Origin of the sequence: Nocardiopsis gilva YIM 90087, from assembly GCF_002263495.1 — a bacterium.
Lineage (GTDB): Bacteria > Actinomycetota > Actinomycetes > Streptosporangiales > Streptosporangiaceae > Nocardiopsis_C > Nocardiopsis_C gilva.
The window spans coordinates 3,708,511-3,733,239 of sequence record NZ_CP022753.1; the positions used below are offsets into that span (position 1 = coordinate 3,708,511).

Here is a 24,729-nt window from a genome sequence, read left to right on the forward strand (position 1 = left end):
ACCACACCACTTGTAGAAAACAACGAAGGAGTGGTGTCCACCTGCTGATCACTTCATGCCATCGCGACCTAGCAGTCACTCGGTGACGAGTGGTCTACTTCACATATACGCCGAACGTTGGGTGAATTGCACTCAACGGACATTCCGCGACACGGCTGATAAACGAGGACAAGTATGGAATTCATGAGCCCTTCCACGTGGCAGGAAGCGCTCGCCGCCAAGGCCGAGCACCCGGACGCGGTGCCGATCATGGGCGGGACCGACGTCATGGTGGAGCTGAACTTCGACAAGCGTCGCCCGCCGGCGCTGCTCGACCTCTCGCGGGTGCCTGAGCTCGCCGAGTGGGGGCAGGACGGGGCGCACCTGCGTCTGGGGGCCGGGGTTCCCTACACCACCATCATCGAGCGCCTGGGCAGCCACGCCCCCGCGCTGGCCCAGGCCTCCCGCACGGTCGCCTCCCCGCAGATCCGCAACCGCGGAAGCGTCGGCGGCAACCTCGGCGGCGCCTCCCCGGCCGGTGACGCCCACCCGCCGCTGCTGGCCACCGACGCCATCATCGAACTTGCGTCGGTCCGCGGGGTCCGGCACGTGCCCGCCCGCGAGTTCTACCTCGGACTGCGGCGCACCGCCCGCCAGGACGACGAGCTCATCGCGGCCGTACTGCTGCCCGAGCCCGCCGGCCCCCAGCACTTCAGCAAGATCGGCACCCGCAACGCGATGGTCATCGCCGTGACCTCCTTCTCCCTCGCGCTGGACGCAACGAACCGCAGGATCGGTACCGGCATCGGGTCGGCCGCGCCCACCCCCGTCCGCGCCACGGAGGCCGAAGAGTTCCTGGCCGCGGAGTTCGACTGGGACAACGGGACGGCGCCGAGCGAGGCCGCGGTGCGCCGCTTCGGCGAGCTCGTCGCCTCCGCCGCCCGCCCGATCGACGACGTCCGCGGCAGCGCGGACTACCGCAAGCACGCCCTGTCAGTGATGGCCCGCCGCACGCTCGCCTGGTCGGTCACCGACTACCGGAAGGAGAGCAAGCGATGCGCGTGACATTCACCGTCAACGGTGAGGAAGTGACCGCCGACAACGTCTGGGCGGGAGAGAGCCTGCTCTACGTCCTGCGCGAGCGGCTCGGCCTGCCGGGCAGCAAGAACGCCTGCGAACAGGGCGAGTGCGGCTCGTGCACGGTCTACCTCGACGGCGTGACCGCCTGCTCCTGCATGATCGCCGCCGGGCAGGTCGACGACCGCGACGTCCGCACGGTCGAGGGCCTGGCCGAGGAGTCGGGCAAGGGCTCCGACAAGCGGCTGGGCCATGTCCAGGAGGCCTTCGTCGAAGCCGGCGCCGTGCAGTGCGGCTTCTGCACGCCGGGGCTGCTGGTGCAGAGCGACGACCTGATCAACCGGACCGTGGGCGCGGGCAAGGGCGTCCCCGAGGACGCCGAGATCCGCGAGGCCCTCGCCGGAAACCTGTGCCGGTGCACCGGCTACGAGAAGATCATCGAGGCGGTGCGGCTCGCGGCCGAGCGCGAGGCCGAGACGGTCGGCGGGGCCAGCGGAAGCGCCGGGAGCGGCTCGTGAGCACCCTCATCATCGACGGCGCCTACATCGCCACCGTCAGCGGCGCCGAGTACGTCAACGGCCACATCGTCGCCACCGACGGCCGCATCACCCAGGTCGGCTCGGGCGCGGCACCGGACGTGCCCGGTGCCCGGCGCATCGACGGGCGCGGCTGCATCGCCACACCCGGCCTGGTGAACACGCACAACCACCTCTACCAGTGGGCGACCCAGGGCCTGTTCGCCGACGGCACCCTGTTCGAGTGGCTGACCGGCTCCTATGAGATCTGGCACCGGCTGGACGCCGAGGTCGTCTCCCAGACCACCACGGCCGCGATGAGCTGGCTGGCGTTGTCGGGCTGCACCACCGCCTCCGACCACCACTACATCTTCCCCTCGGGCCGCGGCGACATCGCCGCCGCCGAGGTGGAGGCCGCGCGCCGGGTGGGCATCCGCCTGGACCTGGCCCGCGGCTCGATGGACCGCGGCCGGTCGGCCGGCGGGCTGCCGCCGGACAGCGTCGTGGAGACCCTGGACGGCGCGCTCGCCGCCACCGAGGCCGCGATCGACGCCCACCACGACCCTGCCTTCGACGCCATGACCCGGGTCACGGTCGCGCCGTGCTCGCCATTCTCGGTCAGCCGCGACCTGATGACCGGCGCCGCCGAGCTCGCCCGCGCCAAGGGCGTCCGGATGCACACCCACCTCGCCGAGACCCTCGACGAGGAGGAGAAGTGCCTCGCCGAGTTCGGCTGCACCCCCGTGGAGTACGCCGAGAAGCTCGGCTGGCTCGGCTCGGACGTGTGGTTCGCGCACGCCGTGCACCTCTCCGAAGACGCCATCGCCCGCATCGCCGCCACCGGCACCGGCGTCGCCCACTGCCCGACCTCCAACGCCCGTCTCGGCGCCGGTATCTGCCGCACGACCGAGCTGCTGGAGGCCGGAGCGCCGGTCGGGCTCGGCGTGGACGGTCCCGCGTCCAGCGAGCTGACCCCGCTGTCCGGCGAGATGCACCAGGCGCTGCTCATGGCCCGCGCCCGCAAGGGGCCGCAGGCGTTCAGCTCCCGCCAGGCACTGCACATGGCCACTCTCGGCGGCGCGCGCTGCCTGGGCCGCGACGCCGAGCTCGGTTCCTTGGAGCCGGGCAAGCTCGCCGACATCGCACTGTGGCGGGTCGACGGGTTCGGCTACGACGTGATCGACGACCCTGTGGTCGCACTGACCTTCGGTCCCACTCCCCCGCTGGAGCGGCTGCTGGTCGGCGGCGAGACCGTCGCCGAGCGCGGTGAGCTCCGCACCGTCTCCGCAGGCGAGGCCGCCCGTGCCGGCCGCGCCGCCCACCGGACTCTGCTTCAGGAGGTGAGCCGCTGATGGCCGGCTCCGCCACACGCACCCCCACCGACCTGTCCAGCACAACCAAGGACGGGGTGGGCGCCAGCCCGCGCCGCCCCGACGGCACGCTCAAGGTGACCGGTGAGTTCGCCTACTCCTCCGACATGTGGATGGAGGACATGCTCTGGGGGATGACGCTGCGCAGCCCCCACCCGCACGCCCGGATCCGCGGGATCGACATCACCGAGGCGGTCAAGCTGCCGGGCGTCTACGCGGTGCTCACCCACGAGGACGTCCCCGGCGAGAAGTGCTACGGCCTGGAGTACCAGGACCAGCCGGTGCTCGCCTACGACAAGGTGCGCTACAAGGGCGAGGCGGTGGCCATCGTCGCCGCCGACCACCCCGAGACGGCGCGCCGCGCGCTGGACCGCATCAAGGTCGACTACGAGGTGCTGGAACCGGTCAGCGACGCGCGTCGGGCCGTGTTCGACGACGCCTGTCCGCGCGTCCACGAGGAGGGCACGCTCCCGCTCCACGAGGAGTACAACCAGCGCGGCAACCTCGTGCGCCACCAGCCGATCCGCACCGGCGCGTTCACCGCCGACACCCCGGTGGAGGAGCTGCGCGCCCAGGCCGACGCCGTGGTGACCACGGACTACGAGGTCGGCATGCAGGACCAGGCGTTCCTGGGCCCGGAGTCGGGCCTGGCGGTGCCGGCCGAGGACGGCGGCGTCGACCTCTACATCGCCACCCAGTGGCTGCACGTCGACCAGCGCCAGATCGCCCCGTGCCTGCGGTTGCCCCAGGACAAGGTGCGGCTGACGCTGGCCGGGGTGGGCGGCGCGTTCGGTGCCCGCGAGGACCTGTCGATGCAGATCCACGCGTGCCTGCTGGCGCTGCACACCGGCAAGCCGGTGAAGATCGTGTACAACCGCGAGGAGTCGTTCTTCGGGCACGTGCACCGGCACCCGGCGACGATGCGGTTCGAGCACGGCGCCAAGAGCGACGGCACGCTCCTCTACGCCACCCTGGAGATCATCGTCGACGGCGGCGCCTACGCGTCGGCGACCCCCGCGGTGGTCGGTGTCGCCTCCTCGCTGGGCATTGGCCCCTACGAGGTGCCCAACGTGAAGGTGGACGCCTACGGCGTCTACACCACCAACCCGCCGTGCGGCGCGATGCGCGGTTTCGGCGCGGTGCAGGCCTGCTTCGGCTACGAGTCGCAGATGGACAAGCTCGCCGCCGAGCTCGGTATGCATCCGGTCGACCTGCGGATCAAGAACGCCATGTCGCAGGGGTCCCGGATCATCACCGGGCAGGAGATCGACATGCCGCTGCCCATGGCCGACATGCTGCGGCGCGCCCGCGAGCTGCCGATGCCCCCGGCCCGCCATGAGCTGCCCGACCCGGCCGACCTGCGGACCCTGCCCGGCGGCGTGGCCAACACCAGCCACGGCGAGGGTGTCGTACGCGGCGTGGGCTACGGCGTGGGGTTGAAGAACCTCTGCTTCTCCGAGGGCTTCGACGACTACTCCACGGCGCGGGTGCGCATGGAGGTCATCGGCGGCGAGCCGGCCGTCATGGTGCACACCGCCGCGGCCGAGGTGGGCCAGGGCCTGGTCACCATCAAGGGCCAGATCGCCCGCACCGAGCTGGGCGTGGAGCGGGTGACCATCCACCCCTCCGACACCCAGGTCGGCTCGGCCGGGTCGTCCTCCGCCTCCCGCCAGTCCTACATGACCGGCGGCGCGGTGAAGATGGCCTGTGAGGCGGTGCGCGCGCGGATCTTCGACCTGGTGCGCGAGCGCGGCCTGGTCTCCGCGGACCACCCCGTCAGCGGGCTGAGCCTGGTCGGCGGCAAGGTGGTCTCCGAGACCGACGGGGTGCTCGTCTCGCTGCCCGACCTGCTCGGCGGCGCCGTCGTGGAGGAGACCCGCGAGTACCACCACCGGCCCACCGAGATGCTCGACCCGACCCAGGGCCAGGGCTCCTCGCACACCCAGTTCGGGATGTGCGTGCACCGGGCGGTGGTCGATGTCGACGTCGAGCTGGGCCTGGTCAAGGTCGTGGCGCTGGACGCCGTGCAGGACGTCGGCAAGATCATGCACCCGCAGCAGCTCGCGGGGCAGATCCAGGGCGGCGCCACCCAGGGGCTCGGCCTGGCACTGATGGAGGAGATCCAGGTCTCCGACAGCGAGATCCGCAACCCGTCGTTCACCGACTACCTGATCCCGACCATCCTCGACACGCCGCCGATGCGGATCGACGTGTTGGAGCACCCCGACCCGCACTCGCCCTACGGCCTGCGCGGGGCGGGCGAGCCGCCGACGCTGTCGTCGACCCCGGCGATCATCGCGGCCGTCCGCGACGCCACCGGCAGGCCGCTCACCCATGCCCCCGTCCGCCCGGAGGACATCGTGGGTATCGAGCTGTAGCGGCCCGGCCGGCGTAGGCGTTCACCGACCTCGTCGCCCCCGTCACCGCGGGTTGACGAGCGGGACCTGCCCGCCCCGAGCCGCCGGCGCCCTCGGTGCCGGGGCGGGCAGCCGTCCCAGATACCTCCGCCCGGTTCGTCCCGCCGGAAGCGTGTGAGCATGACCCTCAGCCTTCCGGCTCGCGGATCCGGCGCGAGCGGTCCCACCACCGAATAGCCACCACTGCGCGCTTAACAAAAGATTTCACCAGTGATGACTTCGGAAAGTGACGACTTGAATACGTAAAGAAATCACGACCGGACACTCCGTGTCCGATCCCCCCATTTCCCTCCAGGAGGGGACATGACTCGTCTCGACACAGCGGGCTCCCAACCGCAGCCGCAATCTCCTGCGGACGCCCGGCCGACTCGATCCTGGCTCGATCGGTTCTTCTTCATCACCGAACGCGGCTCCGGCATCGGGCAGGAGATCCGCGGTGGTCTCACCACGTTCATGGCGATGGCCTACATCATCGTCCTCAACCCGATCATCCTCAGCGGTGTCACCGACGTGAACGGCGACACCCTCTCCGCCGCACAGCTGACCACGATGACGTGCCTGTCAGCGGGCATCGTCACCATCCTCATGGGGGTGGTGGGACGTGCCCCGATCGCCTGCGCCGCCGCTCTCGGCGTCATGGCGGTCGTCGCCTACCAGGCCGCCCCGCAGATGACCTGGGCCGAAACCATGGGCCTGGTGGTCTGGCAGGGCATCGCCATCATCCTGATGGTGGTCACCGGCGTCCGAACGGCGGTGATGAACGCGCTACCGCACAATCTGAAGCTGGCCATCGGTGTCGGCATCGGCCTGTTCGTGGCGCTCATCGGCTTCACCAACGCCACCTTCGTCAGCGCTGGCGAGGGCAAGCTGCTGCAGCTCGGCACGGTCGGACACCTGGCCGGCTGGCCGGTGGTCGTGTTCCTCATCGGCCTGGGCACCTCGGCGGTCCTGCTCGCCCGCCGGGTCCCCGGAGCGATCTTCTACGGCATCATCACCGCCACGGTGGTCGCCGTCATCGTGAACTACGCGTTCCAGGTCCCCGAGGAGTCCTGGGGCACGCAGTCCCCCCAGCTCCCCAGCAGCCCCTTCTCCTCGCCCGACTTCGGCCTGCTGTTCCAGGTCGACATGTTCGGCGCCTGGCAGTCGGCGGGCGTGGCCAGCGCGGGCGTCATCCTGTTCACCCTCGTCCTGGCCGGGTTCTTCGACGCGCTGGGCACCATCCTGGCCATCGGCAAGAAGGCCGACCTCACCGGCGAGGACGGGCAGATGCCGCGGGTCAACCACATCCTCGCCACCGACGGTGCGGGTGCCATCAGCGGCGGTCTGACCAGCTCCTCGGCCACGCTGGTGTTCGTCGAGTCCACCGCGGGCGTCAGCGAAGGCGCACGCACCGGTCTGGCCAGCGTCGTCACGGGCGGGCTGTTCCTGCTGGCACTGTTCTTCGCCCCGGTGTTCAGCGTGGTCCCGGCCCAGGCGGCCTCGGTCGCCATGGTCCTGGTCGGCGCCATGATGATGATGCACGTCGGGCAGATCGCGTGGGACGACATCACCATCGCCGTCCCGGCGTTCCTGACGATCGTGGTCATGCCGTTCACCTACGACATCGCCCACGGCATCGGCGCCGGCATCATCGCCTACACGCTGATCAAGACCGCCAGTGGCCAAGGCCGCGACGTGGGGTGGCTGATGTGGGCGCTCAGCGGTGTCTTCGTCATCCACTTCGGACTGGCGGGGATCGAGAAACTGCTGGGGCTCTAGCGGGCCCCTGCCCGTCGGCGACCAGGTCCCCGTCGCCGTCCAACCTCCCATCACCCATTGACCGGGCCGCGCCCCTCCCCTCGGGGCGCGGCCCTATGCGTGGTCCCCGGCCTGATCCCAATTCGATCAAGCAAGGCAACTGTGGCGTCAGGGTCAAGGGGCCAGGGCAGCACCGCTGCGTCCAATGGGAGACAGGGACGATCACGCCGTGCCACACCGCGCGTCGTGCGATGGGAGGGGACACCTGCATGACGAGTCCGTTGAAGAAGGGGGACCCGGCGAACATCGGGCCCTATGAGTTGAGCGCGAGGATCGGCAAGGGCGGCCAGGGGACCGTGTACCTCGGCCGGGCGCCCGACGGCGACGAGGTCGCGATCAAGGTGCTGACCAGCGAGTGGGCCGGAGACGCGCGCCAGCGCGCCCGATTCGCCCGCGAGCTGGAGTCCGCCCGCAAGGTCGCGCCGTTCTGCACCGCCGCGGTGCTCGACGCCGACCTCGACGCCCCCGACCCCTACATCGTCAGCGAGTACGTGCGGGGGCCCAACCTGCGCGAGGCCGTGCTGCAGGACGGTCCGCGCCGCGGGTCGGCCCTGGACCGGCTGGCCATCGCCACGGCGACCGCGCTGGTGGCCATCCACCAGGCGGGCGTGGTGCACCGCGACTTCAAGCCCGCCAACGTGCTGTTGAGTGACGACGGACCGCGCGTCATCGACTTCGGTATCGCCCGCAGCTCCGACAGCACGATCACCCAGACGAACTCGGTGACGGGCACGCCCGCCTACATGGCGCCCGAGCAGATCCGCGGTGCGGACATCGGTCCCCCGGCGGACATGTTCGCCTGGGCCGGCGTCATCGCGTTCGCCGCCGCGGGCAACGGGCCCTTCGCCGCCGACAGCGTGCACACGGTCATCCACCGCATCCTGAGCGAGCCGCCCGACCTGGCGGAGGTTCCCGACAATCTGCGCCCGCTTCTGGCGGCGTGCCTGAGCAAGGACCCGGAGCAGCGTCCCACCGCCGCCAAGGTCCTGGGCCTGCTGGTGGGGCATGACTTCACCGACGGGGCGCCCGCGTCGGGCCCCGCCGACCCGGTCACGGCCGTCCTACAGGAGGGCGCGACGGCCGCGGTCAACGAGCAGACGCGCATCGAGACGATCGAGATCTACTCCCAGGGCCAACGGCCCGGTCCCGCCGTGTCGCCGGTGCCGACTCCCCCGACTGAGGAGGCGACGGAGCGGCAGGAGAGCCGACAGCCCACGCGGCACGACAGCGGAGCACGCGGCGCGGGGACGGAGACCGTCGAGCGGACCACCTCCCGGCCGGAGGCCGGTGCGGGCTCCGGGGGGCAGGAGACCACCACGCGGGAGGGCCGTGTCCCGGGCCGCTGGCTGGGCGCCCGTCGGACCAAGCGGGAGCCGTCCCCGGCGATTCCGCTGGATCCGGCAGGGCGCAGCGGATCGGAGGGGACCGGCCCGCGGCACGGCACGCCCCGCAGGTTCGGGCGGCGCCTGCTGGTGGGCCTCTCGCTGGTGTGGCTGCTGCTCCTGGGCGGAGCGGCGGTCTGGGCCCTGATGAGCGACGGCGGGATCGCGGGGTTCTCCACCCGCATCAGCCCGTCCGACGGGACCGATCCCGACGCGGGAACCGGCGGTGGATCCGATACCGGCGGCGACGGCGGCGCCGACCCGGAGGGAGGTGACGGCAACCAGCCCGTGAACGACGGCGGCGGTGGTAACGGCAGCGGTGGCGAGGGCTACGGCGGTGGCGGCGACACCGACGGCGGTGCGCACGAGGAGGGCGGCACCAACGACGGCGACACCGATGGCAACGGAGGCGGGAACGGTGACGGTGCCGACGACGGCCACGGCGACGGTGGCGGTGGCCAGAACGGCGGCGGCGACAACGGCGACGGTGGCGGTGGCCAGGACGGCGGTGATGGCAACGGCGACGGTGGCGCAGGGAACGGCGGCAACGGCGACGGGGGCTCGGGAGGCGGCACCGGCGGCCCCAGCCCCCGTGGGCCGGATCCTGGCAACGGCGGAACGAACGGCGACCCCCCGCCGCCCAACACCGACCCCGACCCCGGCACCCGCAACGATCCCGAGCCCAACGACGGCCCCACAGGCAAGCAGGGTGCGGAAGACGGAAAGGACGACTGAACGGGTCGAGGTCCGCGAACTCCTCAGGCGACCCGGCAAGGGAAAAGGACGCGGGGCGACACGCGCAATTGGTATGACACGCACCCGACGAGACACAGTGCGATCGCGCATGTCCTTACGCGGCTATCCGGCCCCGCAGGGTACATAGTGCCAGATGTCGTACCGGGTCCGCGCACAGCGCCGCACTGTGCGCACCACCCGGGTGCCGTGAACCGGAAACGCACGCCGCACCACGCGGGCCCGTCAATCCGCGTACGGGCCGAAAGGCGTGTCGCGGTCCTCGGGGTCGGTGGGGTCGGGTGTGTTGGCCACGATCACCGCGACGGGCGGGCACACCATGGCGATCAGGCACATCGCGACGGCCGGGACCACACCGAAGAGGTAGTAGACGGGCAGTGACCCGGCGAACAGCGTCAGGCAGGTTCCCATGAGCCACGCGTAGCGGCGGACACGCCGTCTCATCTCTCCAGACTAGTCCCCCGCGTCACACCGCCCCTCTCACGACGCGGGGGCCATCGCGGGTCGATGGCTCGGTTTCCCGACGCCGACGAGTCCGTCGCGCACGTCATAGCCGGCGTCGGCCAGGCGTTCCCGGGCGGCCAGGGCGCTGCGCAGGGTCTCCTCGTCGAAGATCCGGTTGTACAGGGCGTCGGGGGTCGCGTTCAGGGTTCGCCGCAGTGCGGCCAGCCCCGCCGTGGTCGCGGCCTGGCCGCCGGGGAGTTCGGGCAGGACGCGGTACACCCGCCGTGCGCAGTCGGGGAGGCTGTGGTAGGCCATCGCGCCGATGGGGAACCACAGCGGTTTGACGGCGGCCAGAGCCCTCAGCCGGTCGGGGACCGTCGGCCACAGCAGGAACCGCACGGCCTGGACCGCCTCCGGTGTCACCCGCAGCTGCGGGCGGATCTCCGCCAGGTACCGGCGCATCGCGCCCAGGGACGCGGGAACATCGTCCGGGCTCAGGCCGACGTAGGTGGCGGAGTGCGCCTGTTCTGCGATGTACCGGTCGGCCTCGGCCGGGGTGACGGGCAGACCGGCGCGGGCGACGACTTCCAGATAGGACGCCACCTCGGCGCAGTGCACCCATACCAGCAGGTCGCGTTCGTCGACCCGATGCCGGCGGCCGGTGCGGGGGTCGGTGAAGGACAGCCGGGCGTGGACGCGCCGGATCCGCTCTCCCAACGCGTCGGCCTCGCGCGGACTGCCATAGGTGGTGACCGCGACGAAATGGGTGGTGCGCAGCAGCCGCCCGGTCGGGTCGTCGAGGAAGTCCGACCGCTGCCACACGCCCTGCATGGCCACCGGGTGGAGCGCCTGCAACATCAGCGCGCGCACGCCGGCCACCCACATGGCACGGTCGAGATGGATACGCCAGGTGATGCTCTCCGGAGGGGCGACCGTCGGCCGCATATGAGCCCACCTCTCCTTTCCATCCTTGCCACGGGCCGCCGCTCGGGAGCGGCGGCCGTGTCCTAGGGGACGTCCGCCAGTCTAACGACCGCTTGGTTGGCGGATCCTCGGGGGGCGGGCGCGCCGACGGCTCCGGGGCGGCGGGACAGATCAGGGTCCAAGGCCCTGTGTTCGCGGGCGGTTGGCCCCAGGCGCTCGGCCGCGGGTGCGGGGAGTCTGCGAGGGGAAGGTGTCTCACCAGGGAGGTCGAACCATGGCGTCATCGGTCCTTGTCGGAGTTGACGGTTCGCAGGAGAGTCTCATCGCCCTGGACTGGGCGACCGAGGAGGCGGCGCTGCGGGGGAGCCAACTGCGGCTGCTGTGCTCGTCGTGGGTCCCGGCGCTGGAACCGGTTTTCATCCGGGACGCGGAGAGCTGGAACGGCCACACCCAGCGCGTGCTGGACGAGGCCGCGGAGCGCGTGCGGCAGACCAATCCCGATGTGCGGGTGGAATCGACGATCGGGTATGACGAGCCGGCGGCGGCCACGCTGATCCACGTCGGTCGCGAAGCGGACCTCATCGTGGTCGGCCTGCGGGGACGCGGGGGCTTCCCCGGGATGAAGATCGGTTCGGTCGCCTATCAGGTGGCCGCACACGCCACCACGCCGGTGGTGGTCGTCGGCCCCGAGGCGCGGCCGGTCACCAAGACCCCGCAGATCGTCGTCGGGGTCGACGACTCCGACCACGGCCAGGCCGCACTACGCGCGGCCTTCACCGAGGCGCGGCTGCGCTCGGCGCGCCTGCGCGCGGTCTACGCCGTGCGGGTGCCGCCGGACATCCTGGCGGTGGCCACACTCGGCGGCTATGACCTCGAATCCATGCGCGCCGATCGCGAGCGGCTCACGCACGACACCCTGAAGGTGGTGCGCGACGAGTTCCCCGACGTCCAGGTAGAGACGGACATCCAGTGGGACGACGCCACGCACGCGCTCAGCCGGGCGTCGACGTCGGCGCACCTGGTGGTCGTCGGGGCACGCGGACGGCACGGTTTTCCGCTGCTGGCCCTGGGCTCCGTCGCACACGGCATCCTGCACCACGCAGTGTCGCCGGTCATGGTCGTGCATGTTCCCGCCTCCGACGGTGAGAGGTGACAGTGGTGGCGTAGACAATCTGGGGCGGGTCCCCGGCCGTTTGGCCGGGGACCCGCCCCACCTCTTATTCTGCTTCTTCTGTCTCTCGCTCACGCGGCTCCGCGCCTAGGGCAGGTACGGCGTCCGCGGCCGGACCAGGTCGTCGATCTTCCAGGTCAGCTTGTCGTGCACACCGACGACACCGTCGACCGCGTGGATCAGCTGGAGCAGCACCGAGCAGTGGCTGTGCTGTTCGACGCGGCCCTCCACGGTGACCATGCCGTCGGCGACGGTGAAGTGGATATCCCCCGCTTCCAACCATCCGGGCGCCCGGGACAGTGCGGCCCCGACGTCGCGCGCGATGTCCTCGTCCGAGCGGACGAAAACGCGCAGCAGGTCACGCCTGGTGACAATGCCGAGCAGATGCTGGTGCTCGTCGACGACCGGGAGCTGCTTGACGTCGTGGCGATCCATGAGGCGCGCCGCCGTGACGACGGTCGCGTCGTGCCGCACGGTGACCACGTTGGGGCTCATGAGCCGATCGGCCTTCTCCGCCAGGGCCTTGTCCCTGCTGGATCCTCCCCCGGCCGCGCCCAGCGCGTGGCGCAGCCAGGCACGCAGGGGTTCGCGGTAGCCGCCGCCAAACTGGCCCTGGTCCCCCTCGGGCTGGAACTCCGCCTTGTGCACCAGGTCGGTCTCGGTGACGAGCCCGACGACTCGGCCCCCGTCGACAACGGGCAGTGCGGCGACGTTCTTGGCGATGATGCAGTTGGCGATCTCCTTGAACGTGGTGTCCCGGCTGATCGTCACCACGTCGGTGGTCATGACGTCGCGAACGGTGGCAGTCATGTGGCTCCTCCTCAATTCGTGGTTGCGTGCGGCCGGGCTGTCGTCGCAGCCGCGGGGAGCGCCGGAGGAGATCCGCACCTGTTCCAGGCCCTACCCCGCCCGACCGTGCCGCTCACGTTCGCCCCGGCTCGGACTGCGAGAACAAGCGCGAGGGAGCCGGTGGTCGGACTGCCGTCGCTTCCAGGCAATCCCGATCCTCGTCGCGGGATGAGTGCCGGACGGCGCGACGATCGCGGGCCTCATGTCCCGTCGGCAGCACGGCCGGAGCGGTTGGGCGAGAGTTTGCCGCATCGGGACGAAGGAGTGTCAGTGGTCGGCGCCACACTCGGGGAGGGAGGCGAGAGAAGCGTACGCGAACACCGCCGCCTGAGCTCTCACACACCTGACGCACAGGGAGACCACCATGATCACCACCGACTTCATTCCCGGCTCACCCTGCTGGATCGAGCTGGGCACACCGGACGTCGAGGCCACCGTCGCCTTCTACCGCGGGGTCATCGGCTGGGACGCCGTCTCCGCCGGACCCGACACCGGCGGATACATGCTGTTCCAGAAGGACGGGAAGGCCGTGGGCGGCGTCGGCCCGCTCATGACGGAGGGGACCCGGTCCGTCTGGACGGTCTACTTCACCTCCCCCGACGTCGACGCCACCGCCCGCACCGCCGAGGGCATCGGGGGCACGGTGCACACACCGCCGACGGACGTGCTGGACCTCGGGCGCATGATGGAGGTGGCCGATCCGCAGGGCGGGCGGTTCGGTGTGTGGCAGGCGGGCACCTTCCCCGGATTCGAGATCACCGACGCGCCCGGAAGCGTGTGCTGGACCGAGCTGTACACCCCCGACGCCAAGGGTGCCAAGGAGTTCTACGCCGACCTGTTCGGCTGGGGCTTCCAGGACATGGGGATGCCGGGGGACAGCTCGCAGACCTACACGCTCCTCGCCCCGTCCGGGGCCGGAGAGGACCGGATGCACGGCGGGCTCATGCAGGCGGACACCGCCGCGATGCCCGGGACCGGTGGCCGCGCCTACTGGCACCCGGTGCTGGCCGTGAACGACTGCGACGCCGCCGTCGCCCAGGTGAGGGTCGGGGGCGGGCAGGTGCTCATGGGGCCGGAGGACGCCGAAGGTGTCGGCCGACTGTGTGTGGTCCACGACCCCTTCGGGGCCGAACTCGTCCTGCTGACGCCGTCTCCGGAGTGACCCCACCACGCCACCGTCCCGCCCGCGCGCAAGCCCGGGCGGGACGGTGGGGGCGCCGACCGATCCCAGGACCCCTCCTTTTGACCTTCCGTAGCGGCGGTTGGGACACGCTTGGCATTAGTGCGCGCCGTGGGTGGGGACGATGCAGCCGAGGGTCCAGATCTGAAGAGTAGGTTGAGGTTGTACCGTCGACGCGGCCCTTCGACAACAGGGCCGGGGCGTGGCGCCTGTGCAGCACTGCGGGGCCGCTGGATCGACAGGACAGCCTGATCATAGGAGGTCCGAAAGATGCCCGCCTACGGCGTGCCCGAACACGGAAACCCGATCACCACCACCGGCGCGGGCGTCCCCGCGCCCAGCGACGAGCAGTCGCTGAGCGTCGGGCGCGACGGGCCGCTGGTTCTACACGACGCCTATCTCATCGAGAAGATGGCGCAGTTCAACCGGGAGCGCGTCCCCGAGCGCGTCGTGCACGCGAAGGGGACCGGAGCCTACGGCGTCTTCCGCGTGACCAACGACGTCACCGCCTACACCTGCGCCGACCTGTTCCAGCCGGGGCGCGAGACGCCCATGCTCGCCCGCTTCTCCACCGTCGCCGGAGAGCAGGGCAGCCCGGACACCTGGCGCGACCCGCGCGGTTTCGCTCTGAAGTTCTACACGCGCCAGGGCAACTACGACCTCGTGGGCAACAACACGCCCATCTTCTTCATGCGTGACCCGCAGAAGTTCCAGGACTTCATCCGCTCGCAGAAGCGCGACCCGCGGACCGGGCTGCGCGACCACACGATGCAGTGGGACTACTGGTCGCTGTCACCAGAGTCGGCGCACATGGTCACCTGGCTGATGGGCGACCGCGGGATCCCGCGCTCCTACCGCCACATGAACGGCTACGGCTCGCACACCTACATGTGGGTCAACGCGGAGGGGCGCCGGGTGTGGATCAAGTACCACATCCACACCGACCAGGGGATCGACTTCCTCACCCAGGACGAGGGCGACCGCCTGGCCGGGGCGGACGCCGACTGCCACCGACGCGACCTCTACGACGCCATCGAGCGTGGCGACTACCCGTCGTGGACGCTGAAGGTCCAGGTCATGCCGCTGGAGGACGCGGAGAACTACCGGTTCAACCCGTTCGACCTCACCAAGGTGTGGCCGCACGGCGACTACCCGCTGATCGAGGTCGGCCGGATGACCCTCGACCGGATCCCGGAGGACTTCTTCATCCACGTGGAGCAGGCGGCGTTCGAGCCCAACAACCTGGTACCGGGGGTGGGGCCGTCACCGGACAAGATGCTGCTGTCGCGCCTGTTCTCCTACTCCGACACCCACCGCTACCGGATCGGCGTCAACTACAACGAGCTGCCGCCGAACCGGCCGGAGGTGCCGGTGCGCTCGTACGCCAAGGACGGCCGGATGCGCTCGTTCAAGCCCAACACCGGGGCGGTGTACCACCCGAACTCCTTCGGCGGGCCGGACACCGCCGTGCAGGAGGGCACCGAGCATGCCTGGTGGACGGTGGAGGCGGGCGACCTGGTACGCGCGGCCTACACGGACCACCGCGAGGACGACGACTTCGTCCAGGCCCGGACGATGATCAACGACGTCCTGGACGACGCCGCCCGGGACCGCCTGGTCTCCAACGTGGCCGGGCACATGTCCAAGATCACCGACGACGGCGTGCTGAACCGGGCGATCGCCTACTGGCACAACATCGACGCCGAGATCGGCGACAGGATCGCTGACCGCGTGGGCGTCAAGCAGCCGGTGTAGCCGGTCGCCGGACGACCGCGGGCGACTCCCCGGAGGCCGTCGGCCGCCGGGGAGTCAGTGGTGCGTGCGACGCAGATCATCCAGGTCGAGGACGACCACGCTGCCGCGGCGCAGCCGGACCAGGCCCATGTCGGCCAGTTCGCCCAAGGCCTTGGTGGTGCGCTCGCGGGTGGTTCCGGTGAGGCGGGCGAGCTGCTCGTGGGTGAGCTTGATGGGGGCTGGGCGGCCGTCACCCGCGGGATCGGCGAGGGCACACAGGGTCGCGGCGGTGCGCTCGGTGACGTTCTTGCTCATCACATCGGTCAGCCTCTGCTCGCAGTCGGCCAGTCGCTGTCCGAGCTGCTCGACGATGCGGGTGGCGACGCGCGGGTCGGAGAGGAGCAGGCGGCGCACGTCGGCATCGCTCATCAGGCACAGCATCCCGGGGCCCATCGCCTCGGCCCAGGTGCCGTTCATCCGCAGGCCCAGCACCCGCATCTCGCCGAAGATGGTGCCGGGACCGGCGATGGCGGTGGTGATCGTGCGCCCGTCCTCGGCGACCCGGAACAGCCGCACCCGGCCGCGCTTGACGATGTAGAGGGTCTGCGCCCGCGTCGCCGGGGAGTAGACGATCTGCCCCGCGCGCAGCGAGTGCGCTGGAGCCTGGGAGCCAATGGCCTTCATCTCCACCTGACTGAGGTCACGGAAGACCGCGACCTCCGACAGGCACCAGTGCCCCTCCGGAGCCGGATCCCGGCGGTGCGAGAGCTTCACCGGGTCTCCTTCAAGGATGTCCCCGGCTTGAGCCGGGGGAGGAATCGCCCCCCTGCGGAGCGGGGCAAGAACGGGATTTCGCCAAAGACCGCCCGCGTGATCGGGTAACGTGTGCCGCGTGCGTTGCGAGAACCAAGCGCGTACACCGTGCCGGTCGAGAACCAAGACGGCACAGAAGTACTCAGCTTTGCCGTATCAAACCGGGCAGGTTCCGTCCCGGCTGGTGTTGAGGGAGTAAGACCTTTCAGGTCGCTGGCCTGCGGGGCTTCCTGAGCCAGGAATCCCCCTGCTTTAGCTGGGGGAGGGTTCAACAGATCTCCACTTTCCCAGGGACGGCGGGGTCACCCAGGTCAGTCGTACCGCCGGTGTCGGGATCGTCGAGCTCGGCGAGCAGCTCCAGGTAGGCCGGATTGCCCTGGGAGAGCATCCGGTCTCCGAGCAGGAAGGTCGGGGCGCCGATCACCGACGCGGGGACACAGTCCGCAGGGTGCGCTAGGTCGATGACCTCCACCGGTTGGTCCGGGCGCGCCCTGCGCACCCGTTCGACCAGGTCGAGCGCCCGCCCGCAGCCCAGGCAGCCGGGGGCAACGAAAACGCGCAGTACGTGTCGCACGCGCTACACCTCGCGCCAGCTCAGGCCGTACAGCGCAGCGGCGGTGACGAGTCGGTGACATCCCCTCGCGACTGTGGACAGGGCTATTCCCCTCCCTGACATTCCCGCGTCCGCAACCTACGGACGAGGGCATGCGGCCAGGATCTCTGGGCCCCGCGCCCGCCGTCGGCCTCCTCGTCGCACAGCACCGCGCTGACCGGGCACGCCCGACGCCACCCCTGGGCTCCGGGCGGTGCCCCTGACCGCATCCGTTATTGCATCCCGCGGCCCCTGTCACACACCTGATCCCTGTCTCCTCGCTGACACTCTTTCCGAGTGCACCGGGAAAACCGGGCGTACTTGAAGCGGTAGGTGGTACACAGCCGGAGCTCGATGCGGCCGCGCACCAGACCGACCACCGCCACGAGTCGGACCGAAGGGAGTGATCGCCGATGATCCGCGCGGTGTGGAACGGTGTCGTACTGGCCGAGGCCGAGCGCACCGTCAGCGTCGAGGGGAACCACTATTTCCCGCCCGACTCCCTGCGCCGGGAGTACTTCACCGACGGGTCGACCCGCACGCTGTGCCCGTGGAAGGGCGTCGCCCGCTACTACGACGTCACGGTGGAGGGGCAGACCTACGCCGATGCCGCGTGGTACTACCCGAACCCCACCCCGCTGGCCCGCAAGATCCGGGGCTATGTCGCGTTCTGGCCCGGTGTCGGGATCGAACGCGTCGAGACCCCCGCCGATGTGCTGGGCTCGACCGAGCATGGCGCGGCCACGAACACTCCGAAGCGCAGCTGGTGGAGATCACTGCTGGGCAGAGAGGCTTGAGGCCGTCCCTCGCACACCCCCTTTCCTCCCCGGCCCGACGGCCACCGCACCCTCCGGAGCACCAGGTGAACCTCGTCCGCCCCGACCGCGATTTCGTCTCCGTCCCCCGTCGCGGCACCGCACCCCCCGATGGGAAGCTGCCCCTGGGCCGGATCGGCATCGCCGGAGGCCTGGTCGGGATCCTGTGCTGCGTCGGCCCCACCGCCCTCGCCCTGCTGGGGGTCGTGAGCGCCGGAACCGCCTACGTGTGGGCCAACGACCTCTATGACGGGTACGCCTGGTGGTTCCGGCTGGCCGGGCTCGCCGTCATCGGCGTGCTCGTGTGGTCGTCGCTGCGCCGCCGCGGCCGGTGCTCCGTGGCGGGGGTCCGCGGCGTCCGCTGGCGACTGCTCGCCGTGGTGGGGGTGGCGGTGGCGACCTACGGTGCCCTGTACGCGCTCACGACCTGGTTGGGAACCTTCGCGTGACCCATGATCTGCTCATCATCGGCGGCGGCTCCGCCGGTCTCGCCGCGGCCCGCACGGCCGTGGCCCGTGGGGCGCGGCCGCTGATGGTCTCCGAGAGTCCGCCCGGAGGCGACTGCACGTTCACCGGGTGCGTCCCGTCGAAGACCCTGATCGAGGCGGCGGCGCGGGGCAACGACTTCTCCACCGGCCTGCGGCGCGTGCGCGGGGCGGTGGCGCGGATCGCCGGAACCGAGGACGAGACGGCACTGGCCGGCGAGGGGATCGAGGTACTGCGCCGACGCGCGGCGTTCCGCTCTCCCCGCGAGGTCGAGGTCGACGGGCGCGTGCTGGCGGCCGGCCGCGTGGTGATCGCGACCGGAAGCGAACCGCGGATTCCGCCGATCCGCGGCCTGGACGACCTGGACTACCTGACCACCGACACCGTGTTCCAGCTCGACGCGCTGCCGCGCCGCCTCGCGGTCCTGGGAGGCGGGGCCGTCGGCTGCGAGCTCGCACAAGCCTTCGCCCGGTTCGGCGCCGAGGTCACCGTGATCGAGGAGCGGGAGCGGTTGCTGCCCGGCGAGGACGCCGGGGCGTCGCGGGTGCTCGCCGACCGGTTCAAGGCGGAGGGCATCACTGTGCGCACCGGCGCCTCGGTGGCGCGGGCGCGTCAGCTGGAGGGATGCTGTCGGCTGGAGTTCGACGGCGGGGAGCCGGTCGACGCCGAGCGCGTGCTGGTGGCGGTCGGACGCAACCCGGTCACGGCGGGCCTGGGCCTGCGCGCGGCGGGGGTGGCGGTCGACGAGGGCGGTGCGATCCGCACCGATGCCTACCTGGCCACCACGTCCCCGCCCGGCATCTACGCCGCGGGCGACGTAACCGGCAGATCTCTCTTCACACATGCCGCGCATCTCATGGGACGCATCGCCACCGCCAATGCACTGCGGAAAGGGCGGCGCGGCCGCTTCTCCGCGTCCTCGATCCCCCGCGTGATCTTCACGTCGCCCGAGGTGGCCCAGGTCGGCCCGACCGAGGAGCAGGCCGCGCACACCGACGCCGACGCGCGCGTGGCCTACCTTCCGATTTCGGAGGTCGACCGTGCCATCGCGACAGGCCAGACGGACGGTTTCGTCAAGATCGTCGCCGCCCGGCGCCCATGGCTCGGCAACCTCGGCGGCGGTCGCGTACTCGGCGCCACCATCGTTGGCGAGCGAGCGGGCGAACTCATCCATGAGATCGCCCTGGCCCGCCAGACCGGGATGTTCACCGGCCGCCTAGCCCAGACCACGCACGCCTACCCCACCCACGCGGTGGCGATCCAGCAGGCCGCCGCACAGTTCTTCACCGAGTACGGCGGCCGCCGGGCCCACCTGGTCCGGAGTTCGGCGGACTGACCCGGGGTCACCGCGCCGCGAGGTCGTTCAGGGCGTCCTCGATGGCGCGGTGGAAGGTCGGATACGCGTAGATCATCGAACGCAGCCGCTTGGTGGGGACGTGGGCGTGCACGGCGACGGCCAGTGCGCCGAGCACCTCTCCCCCGTTCGGGCCGATCGAGGTCGCGCCGATGAGGACGCCCGTGTCGGCGTCCTCGACGAGCTTGATGAGGCCCTCGTTGCCCGCCTTGTGGATCCAGCCGCGCGCGGAGGACGGGACGCGCGCGGTGCCCACGCGGACGTTGACCCCGATGTCGCGGGCGTGGGACTCGGTCACGCCGACCGCGCCGACCTCCGGGTCGGTGAAGGTCACCCGGGGGACGGCGTGGTATTCGGCGCCCGGCCCGTGCTGTCCCAGGATGTCGGCGGCGGCGATCTTCGCGTGGTAGACGGCCATGTGGGTGAACGCGCCCTTGCCGACCACGTCGCCGATCGCCCACACGCCCGGCGCCGCCCGCAGGTGGTCGTCGACCTCGACTGCGCGGGCGCCGGGGTCCTGGCCGATGGTGTCCACGCCCATGTGGCGCAGGTCCGCGCGGCGGCCGGTGGACACCAGCAGGGCCTCGGCGCGCACCTCGCCGTCGCCGATGTCGAGGCGGAAGCCGGAGCCGTCGTGGGCGACGCCGCCGGTCTTCACCCCCGTGTGCACGGCGATGCCCTCGCAGCCCAGCACCTCGGTGATGAGTTCGCTGGACTCGGGTTCCTCGGGGCCGAGAATGCGGTCGAGCGCCTCCAGGATGATCACCCGGGCACCGAAGCGGGCGTAGGCCTGGGCCAGTTCCAGCCCGACGGCACCGCCGCCGATGACGCACAGCGACTCCGGTACCTCGGTGGCCTCGATCGCCTCGCGGTTGGTCCAGTACGGGGTGTCGGCCAGGCCCGGGATCGGCGGCACGGTGGCGACCGTCCCCGTGGCGATGACCACCCCGCGGCGCGCCTCGAACTCGCGGGTCCCGTCATCGCCGTCGACGTCAACGGCGACGGTGGTCGGGGCGAGGAGGCGGCCGGTACCGCGCACGAAGCGGGCGCCCTTGCCGGTGAGGCGGTCCACCGCGATCTTGTCGTCCCAGTTCGTCGTGGCTTCCTCCCGGATCCGCCGGGCCACGGGCGCCCAGTCCGGTGTGACGCTGCTCGTCCCGGCCAGCTCGGGAACGCGCCGCCCCTCGGCCAGGGCGTCGGCCGCGCGGACCATCATCTTGCTGGGGATGCAGCCCCAGTAGGGGCACTCACCGCCGACGAGGGTGGACTCCACCCCGACGACGTCGAGCCCGGCCTCGGCCAGGTCCCCGGCGAGCGCTTCGCCGCCCGGCCCGAGACCGATCACGACCACGTCCGCGGATTCCGTCATTGTGGGTCACCTTCTTCGTTGGGTGTTGGCTGCGGGGGCCGGGGCCGTTCTCGGTCGTGGGACCCCGCAGGCCTCTACTCGACCGCCTTCTCCGCGACGATCAAGGTGTAGCCGATCACTCCCTCGTCGACCGCGCGCCGCGCCGCCCGCAGGTAGGGCGTGACCGCGCCGGGGTCGACCCCGGCGGTGGACAGCCGGTCCGGGGCAGTCATGCGCAGCACCGCCATACGGGCGTCGATCTGGTCGATCATCCGGCCGACCGCGGCGTCGTGCCGCTCCATGCGCACCGGCCGCAGCCCGGCGTCGCGCAGCAGTGCGCCGTACTCCTCGGCGGGGCGGGCGTCGGCGATGCAGGCCACCCACCCGGCGATTCCGGCCAGCTCCTCCGGTAGTCCGTGCGGAGCGAGGGTGACATCGGTGATCCCGACACGGCCGCCGGGGCGCAGCACCCGGGCGAATTCCGCGGCGGCGGTCGCCTTGTCGGGGAAGGTGCAGAACGCGCACTCGCACACGAGGGCGTCATAGGCGGCGTCGGGCACCGGGAGGTGTTCGGCGTCGCCGTGCAGGAAGCGGACCCGGTCGGCGAGCCCGGCCTCCGCTGTCGCCTCCTGGGCGCCGCGGACGGCGTCCTCACCCAGGTCGACACCGTCGACGGCCGCGCCGTACTCGCTGGCCAGCAGGCGCGCGGTGGTGCCGGGGCCCGACGCGATGTCGAGTACCGACCGGCCCTCGGACAGCCCGAGGACGTCGGCCAGGCGGCGGGTGAGACGGAGTCCGCCGGGGTGGTAGGAGGCGCCGAGCAGCAGCGCGACGGCGTCGGTGCTGTAGGCGGCGGCGCAGCACGACTTCAGCTCGTCGGCCTGGGAGCCGGGGACGGCGGCGGGGCCGGGGTTCGCGGGGATGGGGCGGATGGTCATGACTCCACCGCCTGGGTGCCGACGTTGGTGGTGTCCGGAGCGATGGGGGCGTCGGAGGCGGGTGGGGCGGCCGACGCGGCAGGTGCCGCAGCCCCGTCGGGGGCGGGGAAGGCGACGCGCGAGCCGTAGGGGGAGTCGATGGTGACGTCGGCGAGTTCGGCGGAGTTGGGCACGACGCCGGCGACGGGCACCCCGGACATCTGCGCGCGCACCTGCTCGCGGTAGCCCACCGAGTTGTAGGCGCAGAAGGGGATGATCCGCCCGTCGGGGGTGATCTCGTCGACGCAGCACTTCATCAGCTGTTTGACGTTGAGGGTGTAGGGGTCGAGGAAGTCCTGCACGACGATCATGAACGCCTTCTCGCCGAGGTCCTTGGCGGCCTCGGGCAGGTCGATGCCGCACGACGCGCACTCGGCGGCGGCCGTCGCGGTCTGCAGGCTGCCCATGGTGCCGGGCGTCCCCATGAACGCCGACGCGCTCCACAGCCGCTCCAGGGCGGCGCGCAGCTCAGGGTCGGGCATGACCCGGTTGCTGACGTAGTCGAGGTGGTCGTCGATGTCGACCAGGCGGGGGATCGGCACGACGTCGGTCCGCTCCGGTTTGCGGTCCACCAGCAGGTAGGTGATGGACCGGCAGGTCGGGAAGCAGCACGGGACGGGGAAGAAGTCGCCGGGGCGGAACCACTCGGGGCACTGCTTGTTGACCAGCTCGATCACATCGGAGTTGGTCAGTCGGGTCAGCGGGTCGAACTCCACGTGCCGCCCGGAGTGGGTCACCGGCTGGAAGGAGACCGACCGCACGGCCGGGTGGTCGATGCCGAACCGGATGATCTCGCCGACCTCGTGGTCGTTGAGGTCGCGCTCGATGGCGGCGACCAGCGTGACGGTGAGCCCGGCCTCGGCGCAGTTGTCGAGCGCCCGTTTCTTGCGCTTCCGCAGGTCCGTGCCGCGGATGGCGCGGTGGGTGGCCTCGTCGAAGCCGTCGAACTGCAGGTAGATGTTGAGCGAGGTGCCGTTGTGCCCGTCGCGCGCGGCCAGCGCCTCGACGAAGCGCCGGTCGGAGGCCAGCCGGATGCCGTTGGTGTTGAGGTTGACGACCTTGATGGGACGCTGCTGGGCGAGGTCGATGAAGTCGAGGATGTTCTTGTGGATCGTGGGCTCGCCACCGGAGAACATCACCACCTCGGGTTCGCCCTCGGCTGCCACGAAGGTGTCGAGCATCCGCTCACACTGCTCGTGGGTAATGGAGTAGCCGCCCGCCCGTTGCCCGCCACCACCCCGAGCGGAGCCGCTGCGCGGCGCAGTGTTTCCCTGGTGGCCGGAGTCAGCGAAGCAGATGGGGCAGTCGAGGTTGCAGCCGGTGTTCACCTCGATGATGCCGAGGCAGGCGTGCTGCTTGTGCTCGGGGCACAGCCCGCAGTCGGAGGGGCAGCCGTCCTTCACCTCCGTTTGGAAGGCCAGCGGGAGCGTGCCCGGCTTGTTGAACCGGGACGACTCCAGGTACAGCTGCGCGTCACCGTAGACCAGGGCCTCGAACTTCCCGTGCTCTCGACAGCGTTTTCGCAGGTATACCTTGTTGTCGCGAATGTTGACCTGCGCGTCCACCACCACCTTGCACACCGGGCAGATGCTCTTGGTGTACTCGACGAACACCTCGTCACGATCGCGTCGGCTCTCGGGCACTCGCACCACTCTCCCAGTCTCTTCGACGACCGTGTCTCTAACGCCCGCACCACGCCGACAGCCGCGCCAACCACGCGCGCGGACCGCGCGCGGGCGGTTCGGCGGCCTGTGCCCGCTGCTCCAGCAGGCGGGGCGCCTGGTCCCGGACCGCCTCCACCACCTCCGCGGAGCGCGGGTTGACCATGGCGACCGATCCCACGGCCACCGTGGGCACGGTCTCGTCCCCGCCGGTGATGTCGCGCACCCGGGCCGCGGCGGCGCCGTCCTCCCAGATGTTGATCTCGCGGAGCGGCAGGCGTTCCTTGCGCAGGCGTCGGCGCAGCGCGATGCAGAACGGACAGCCCGGTCTCCAGTAGAAGTCGATGGTCTCGGTGTGGGTTTCGGCCATGCCCCGCCCCTATTGGTGTGCTGTCGTCTCAACCGTTGCGGCCCATCCTCACGGATCGGGCAACACACGCCGGGAGACTGTCCGGGGCCTGACACATCACCGGCGCGCGGTCAGCTCCGAATCAGAAACTGGAAGCGGGGTCGCCATGCGGAGACGACCGCCGTAACAGGCCGGGAGGACGGGAAATGAGGGCGCGGGCTCCGAGACGGCGACGAGCACCACTGGGGGTGGCCGCCGCCACCGTCGCACTGGGTCTGCTCCTGTCCTCCTGTGCCACCCCGGCGCCCGAGGACGCGGTCGATCAGCGGACGCCGTCGCCCGACCTGGAGCTCGGGCCGTTCGAGGACGTCCTGTCCGCCATCGACGATCCGACGGCCGAGGGCCTGCCCGAGCCCCTGATCGACGTGGACCGGCTGATCAGCGGCGGGCCGCCGCCCGACGGCATCCCGGCGCTCGTCGATCCGGTCTATGAGGACGCCGCCGACGTCGACTGGCTGGAGGACCCCGAACCGGTCCTGGCCATCTCCTTGGACGACGACCACCGCGCCTTCCCGGTACGGGTTATGGTCTGGCACGAGATCGTCAACGACACCATCGGCGATGTTCCCGTGGCCGTCACCTACTCATTTCAGCGAGAGTGCTCTGGCGTTCAGGCCGGGAGTGGAGCACCTCAGCAAATTGTCGTACCCCTCTCCTAGTGTCGACCCGGAACACTGAAGGG

22 protein-coding genes are annotated in these 24,729 nt (G+C 70.9%); 13 read left to right on the forward strand and 9 right to left on the reverse strand.

Going from position 1 to position 24,729, the window contains the following annotated elements; all coding sequences use genetic code 11:
* Positions 1-174 precede the first annotated feature (174 nt).
* The 6 genes from CDO52_RS16845 (at position 175) to CDO52_RS29130 (ending at position 9,272) form a co-directional block, all read left to right on the forward strand.
* The gene (locus tag CDO52_RS16845) at positions 175-1,044 is read left to right on the forward strand and encodes an FAD binding domain-containing protein (RefSeq protein ID WP_094932519.1); all 870 of its coding nucleotides are present in this window, start codon (positions 175-177) and stop codon (positions 1,042-1,044) included.
* Positions 1,035-1,574 (forward strand): (2Fe-2S)-binding protein, encoded by a 540-nt coding sequence (locus CDO52_RS16850; RefSeq protein WP_094932520.1) that lies wholly within the window; start codon positions 1,035-1,037, stop codon positions 1,572-1,574. The genes CDO52_RS16845 and CDO52_RS16850 overlap by 10 nt, the downstream gene beginning before the upstream one ends.
* The gene (locus CDO52_RS16855) at positions 1,571-2,923 is read left to right on the forward strand and encodes an 8-oxoguanine deaminase (protein ID WP_026125645.1); all 1,353 of its coding nucleotides are present in this window, start codon (positions 1,571-1,573) and stop codon (positions 2,921-2,923) included. The genes CDO52_RS16850 and CDO52_RS16855 overlap by 4 nt, the downstream gene beginning before the upstream one ends.
* Positions 2,923-5,319, forward strand: a complete 2,397-nt coding sequence (pucD, locus tag CDO52_RS16860; protein WP_017617886.1) for a xanthine dehydrogenase subunit D — start codon at positions 2,923-2,925, stop codon at positions 5,317-5,319. The genes CDO52_RS16855 and pucD overlap by 1 nt, the downstream gene beginning before the upstream one ends.
* Positions 5,320-5,661: 342 nt before the next feature.
* A complete protein-coding gene (locus CDO52_RS16865; protein WP_094932521.1) occupies positions 5,662-7,116 on the forward strand; it encodes an NCS2 family permease in 1,455 nt (484 codons plus the stop codon).
* A gap of 248 nt (positions 7,117-7,364) precedes the next feature.
* Positions 7,365-9,272, forward strand: a complete 1,908-nt coding sequence (locus CDO52_RS29130) for a serine/threonine-protein kinase (RefSeq protein ID WP_198345744.1) — start codon at positions 7,365-7,367, stop codon at positions 9,270-9,272.
* A gap of 243 nt (positions 9,273-9,515) precedes the next feature.
* Here the strand turns inward: CDO52_RS29130 and CDO52_RS16880 are convergent, their stop codons facing one another.
* Positions 9,516-9,734, reverse strand: a complete 219-nt coding sequence (locus CDO52_RS16880) for a DUF3099 domain-containing protein (protein WP_026125646.1) — start codon at positions 9,732-9,734, stop codon at positions 9,516-9,518.
* Between the two features lie 36 nt (positions 9,735-9,770).
* On the reverse strand, positions 9,771-10,679 hold the full coding sequence (locus CDO52_RS16885; protein ID WP_017617890.1) for an oxygenase MpaB family protein: 909 nt from the start codon (positions 10,677-10,679) through the stop codon (positions 9,771-9,773).
* A gap of 253 nt (positions 10,680-10,932) precedes the next feature.
* Between CDO52_RS16885 and CDO52_RS16890 the strand changes: the two genes are divergently transcribed.
* On the forward strand, positions 10,933-11,811 hold the full coding sequence (locus CDO52_RS16890) for a universal stress protein (protein ID WP_017617891.1): 879 nt from the start codon (positions 10,933-10,935) through the stop codon (positions 11,809-11,811).
* 105 nt (positions 11,812-11,916) lie between these two features.
* Here the strand turns inward: CDO52_RS16890 and CDO52_RS16895 are convergent, their stop codons facing one another.
* Positions 11,917-12,639 carry a CBS domain-containing protein gene (locus CDO52_RS16895; RefSeq protein ID WP_017617892.1) on the reverse strand — a complete coding sequence of 241 codons (723 nt, stop codon included), beginning with the start codon at positions 12,637-12,639 and terminating at the stop codon, positions 11,917-11,919.
* Between the two features lie 403 nt (positions 12,640-13,042).
* Between CDO52_RS16895 and CDO52_RS16900 the strand changes: the two genes are divergently transcribed.
* Positions 13,043-13,840, forward strand: coding sequence for a VOC family protein (locus CDO52_RS16900; RefSeq protein WP_017617894.1), 798 nt, complete (start codon positions 13,043-13,045; stop codon positions 13,838-13,840).
* Between the two features lie 288 nt (positions 13,841-14,128).
* Entirely contained in the window at positions 14,129-15,613 is a 1,485-nt protein-coding gene (locus CDO52_RS16905; protein WP_017617895.1) for a catalase, read from the forward strand.
* A 54-nt stretch (positions 15,614-15,667) separates the two neighbouring features.
* Here CDO52_RS16905 and CDO52_RS16910 read toward each other — a convergent pair whose 3' ends face one another.
* Positions 15,668-16,366, reverse strand: a complete 699-nt coding sequence (locus CDO52_RS16910; protein ID WP_017617896.1) for a Crp/Fnr family transcriptional regulator — start codon at positions 16,364-16,366, stop codon at positions 15,668-15,670.
* Between the two features lie 307 nt (positions 16,367-16,673).
* Positions 16,674-16,979, reverse strand: a complete 306-nt coding sequence (locus CDO52_RS16915; RefSeq protein WP_017617897.1) for a hypothetical protein — start codon at positions 16,977-16,979, stop codon at positions 16,674-16,676.
* 431 nt (positions 16,980-17,410) lie between these two features.
* Here CDO52_RS16915 and CDO52_RS16920 point away from each other — a divergent pair, with 431 nt between their 5' ends.
* From CDO52_RS16920 to CDO52_RS16930, 3 genes are all read left to right on the forward strand, one after another.
* Positions 17,411-17,794, forward strand: a complete 384-nt coding sequence (locus CDO52_RS16920; RefSeq protein WP_017617898.1) for a DUF427 domain-containing protein — start codon at positions 17,411-17,413, stop codon at positions 17,792-17,794.
* Between the two features lie 65 nt (positions 17,795-17,859).
* Positions 17,860-18,261, forward strand: a complete 402-nt coding sequence (locus CDO52_RS16925; protein ID WP_094932522.1) for a hypothetical protein — start codon at positions 17,860-17,862, stop codon at positions 18,259-18,261.
* Positions 18,258-19,634 carry a dihydrolipoyl dehydrogenase family protein gene (locus CDO52_RS16930; RefSeq protein WP_198345745.1) on the forward strand — a complete coding sequence of 459 codons (1,377 nt, stop codon included), beginning with the start codon at positions 18,258-18,260 and terminating at the stop codon, positions 19,632-19,634. The genes CDO52_RS16925 and CDO52_RS16930 overlap by 4 nt, the downstream gene beginning before the upstream one ends.
* Positions 19,635-19,641: 7 nt before the next feature.
* Here the strand turns inward: CDO52_RS16930 and CDO52_RS16935 are convergent, their stop codons facing one another.
* The 4 genes from CDO52_RS16935 to CDO52_RS16950 all read right to left on the reverse strand — a co-directional run bounded on the left by CDO52_RS16935 (position 19,642) and on the right by CDO52_RS16950 (position 24,008).
* Positions 19,642-21,021: a dihydrolipoyl dehydrogenase family protein gene (locus CDO52_RS16935; protein WP_017617901.1), complete on the reverse strand. Its 1,380-nt coding sequence runs from the start codon at positions 21,019-21,021 to the stop codon at positions 19,642-19,644.
* Between the two features lie 74 nt (positions 21,022-21,095).
* Positions 21,096-21,938: an SAM-dependent methyltransferase gene (locus tag CDO52_RS16940; RefSeq protein ID WP_017617902.1), complete on the reverse strand. Its 843-nt coding sequence runs from the start codon at positions 21,936-21,938 to the stop codon at positions 21,096-21,098.
* A complete protein-coding gene (locus tag CDO52_RS16945) occupies positions 21,935-23,620 on the reverse strand; it encodes a radical SAM protein (protein ID WP_017617903.1) in 1,686 nt (561 codons plus the stop codon). The genes CDO52_RS16940 and CDO52_RS16945 overlap by 4 nt, the downstream gene beginning before the upstream one ends.
* A gap of 37 nt (positions 23,621-23,657) precedes the next feature.
* Complete coding sequence (locus CDO52_RS16950) at positions 23,658-24,008, reverse strand: glutaredoxin domain-containing protein (protein WP_017617904.1); 351 nt, start codon at positions 24,006-24,008, stop codon at positions 23,658-23,660.
* A 227-nt stretch (positions 24,009-24,235) separates the two neighbouring features.
* Between CDO52_RS16950 and CDO52_RS16955 the strand changes: the two genes are divergently transcribed.
* Positions 24,236-24,706: a DUF3179 domain-containing (seleno)protein gene (locus tag CDO52_RS16955; protein ID WP_017617905.1), complete on the forward strand. Its 471-nt coding sequence runs from the start codon at positions 24,236-24,238 to the stop codon at positions 24,704-24,706.
* Positions 24,707-24,729 lie beyond the last annotated feature (23 nt).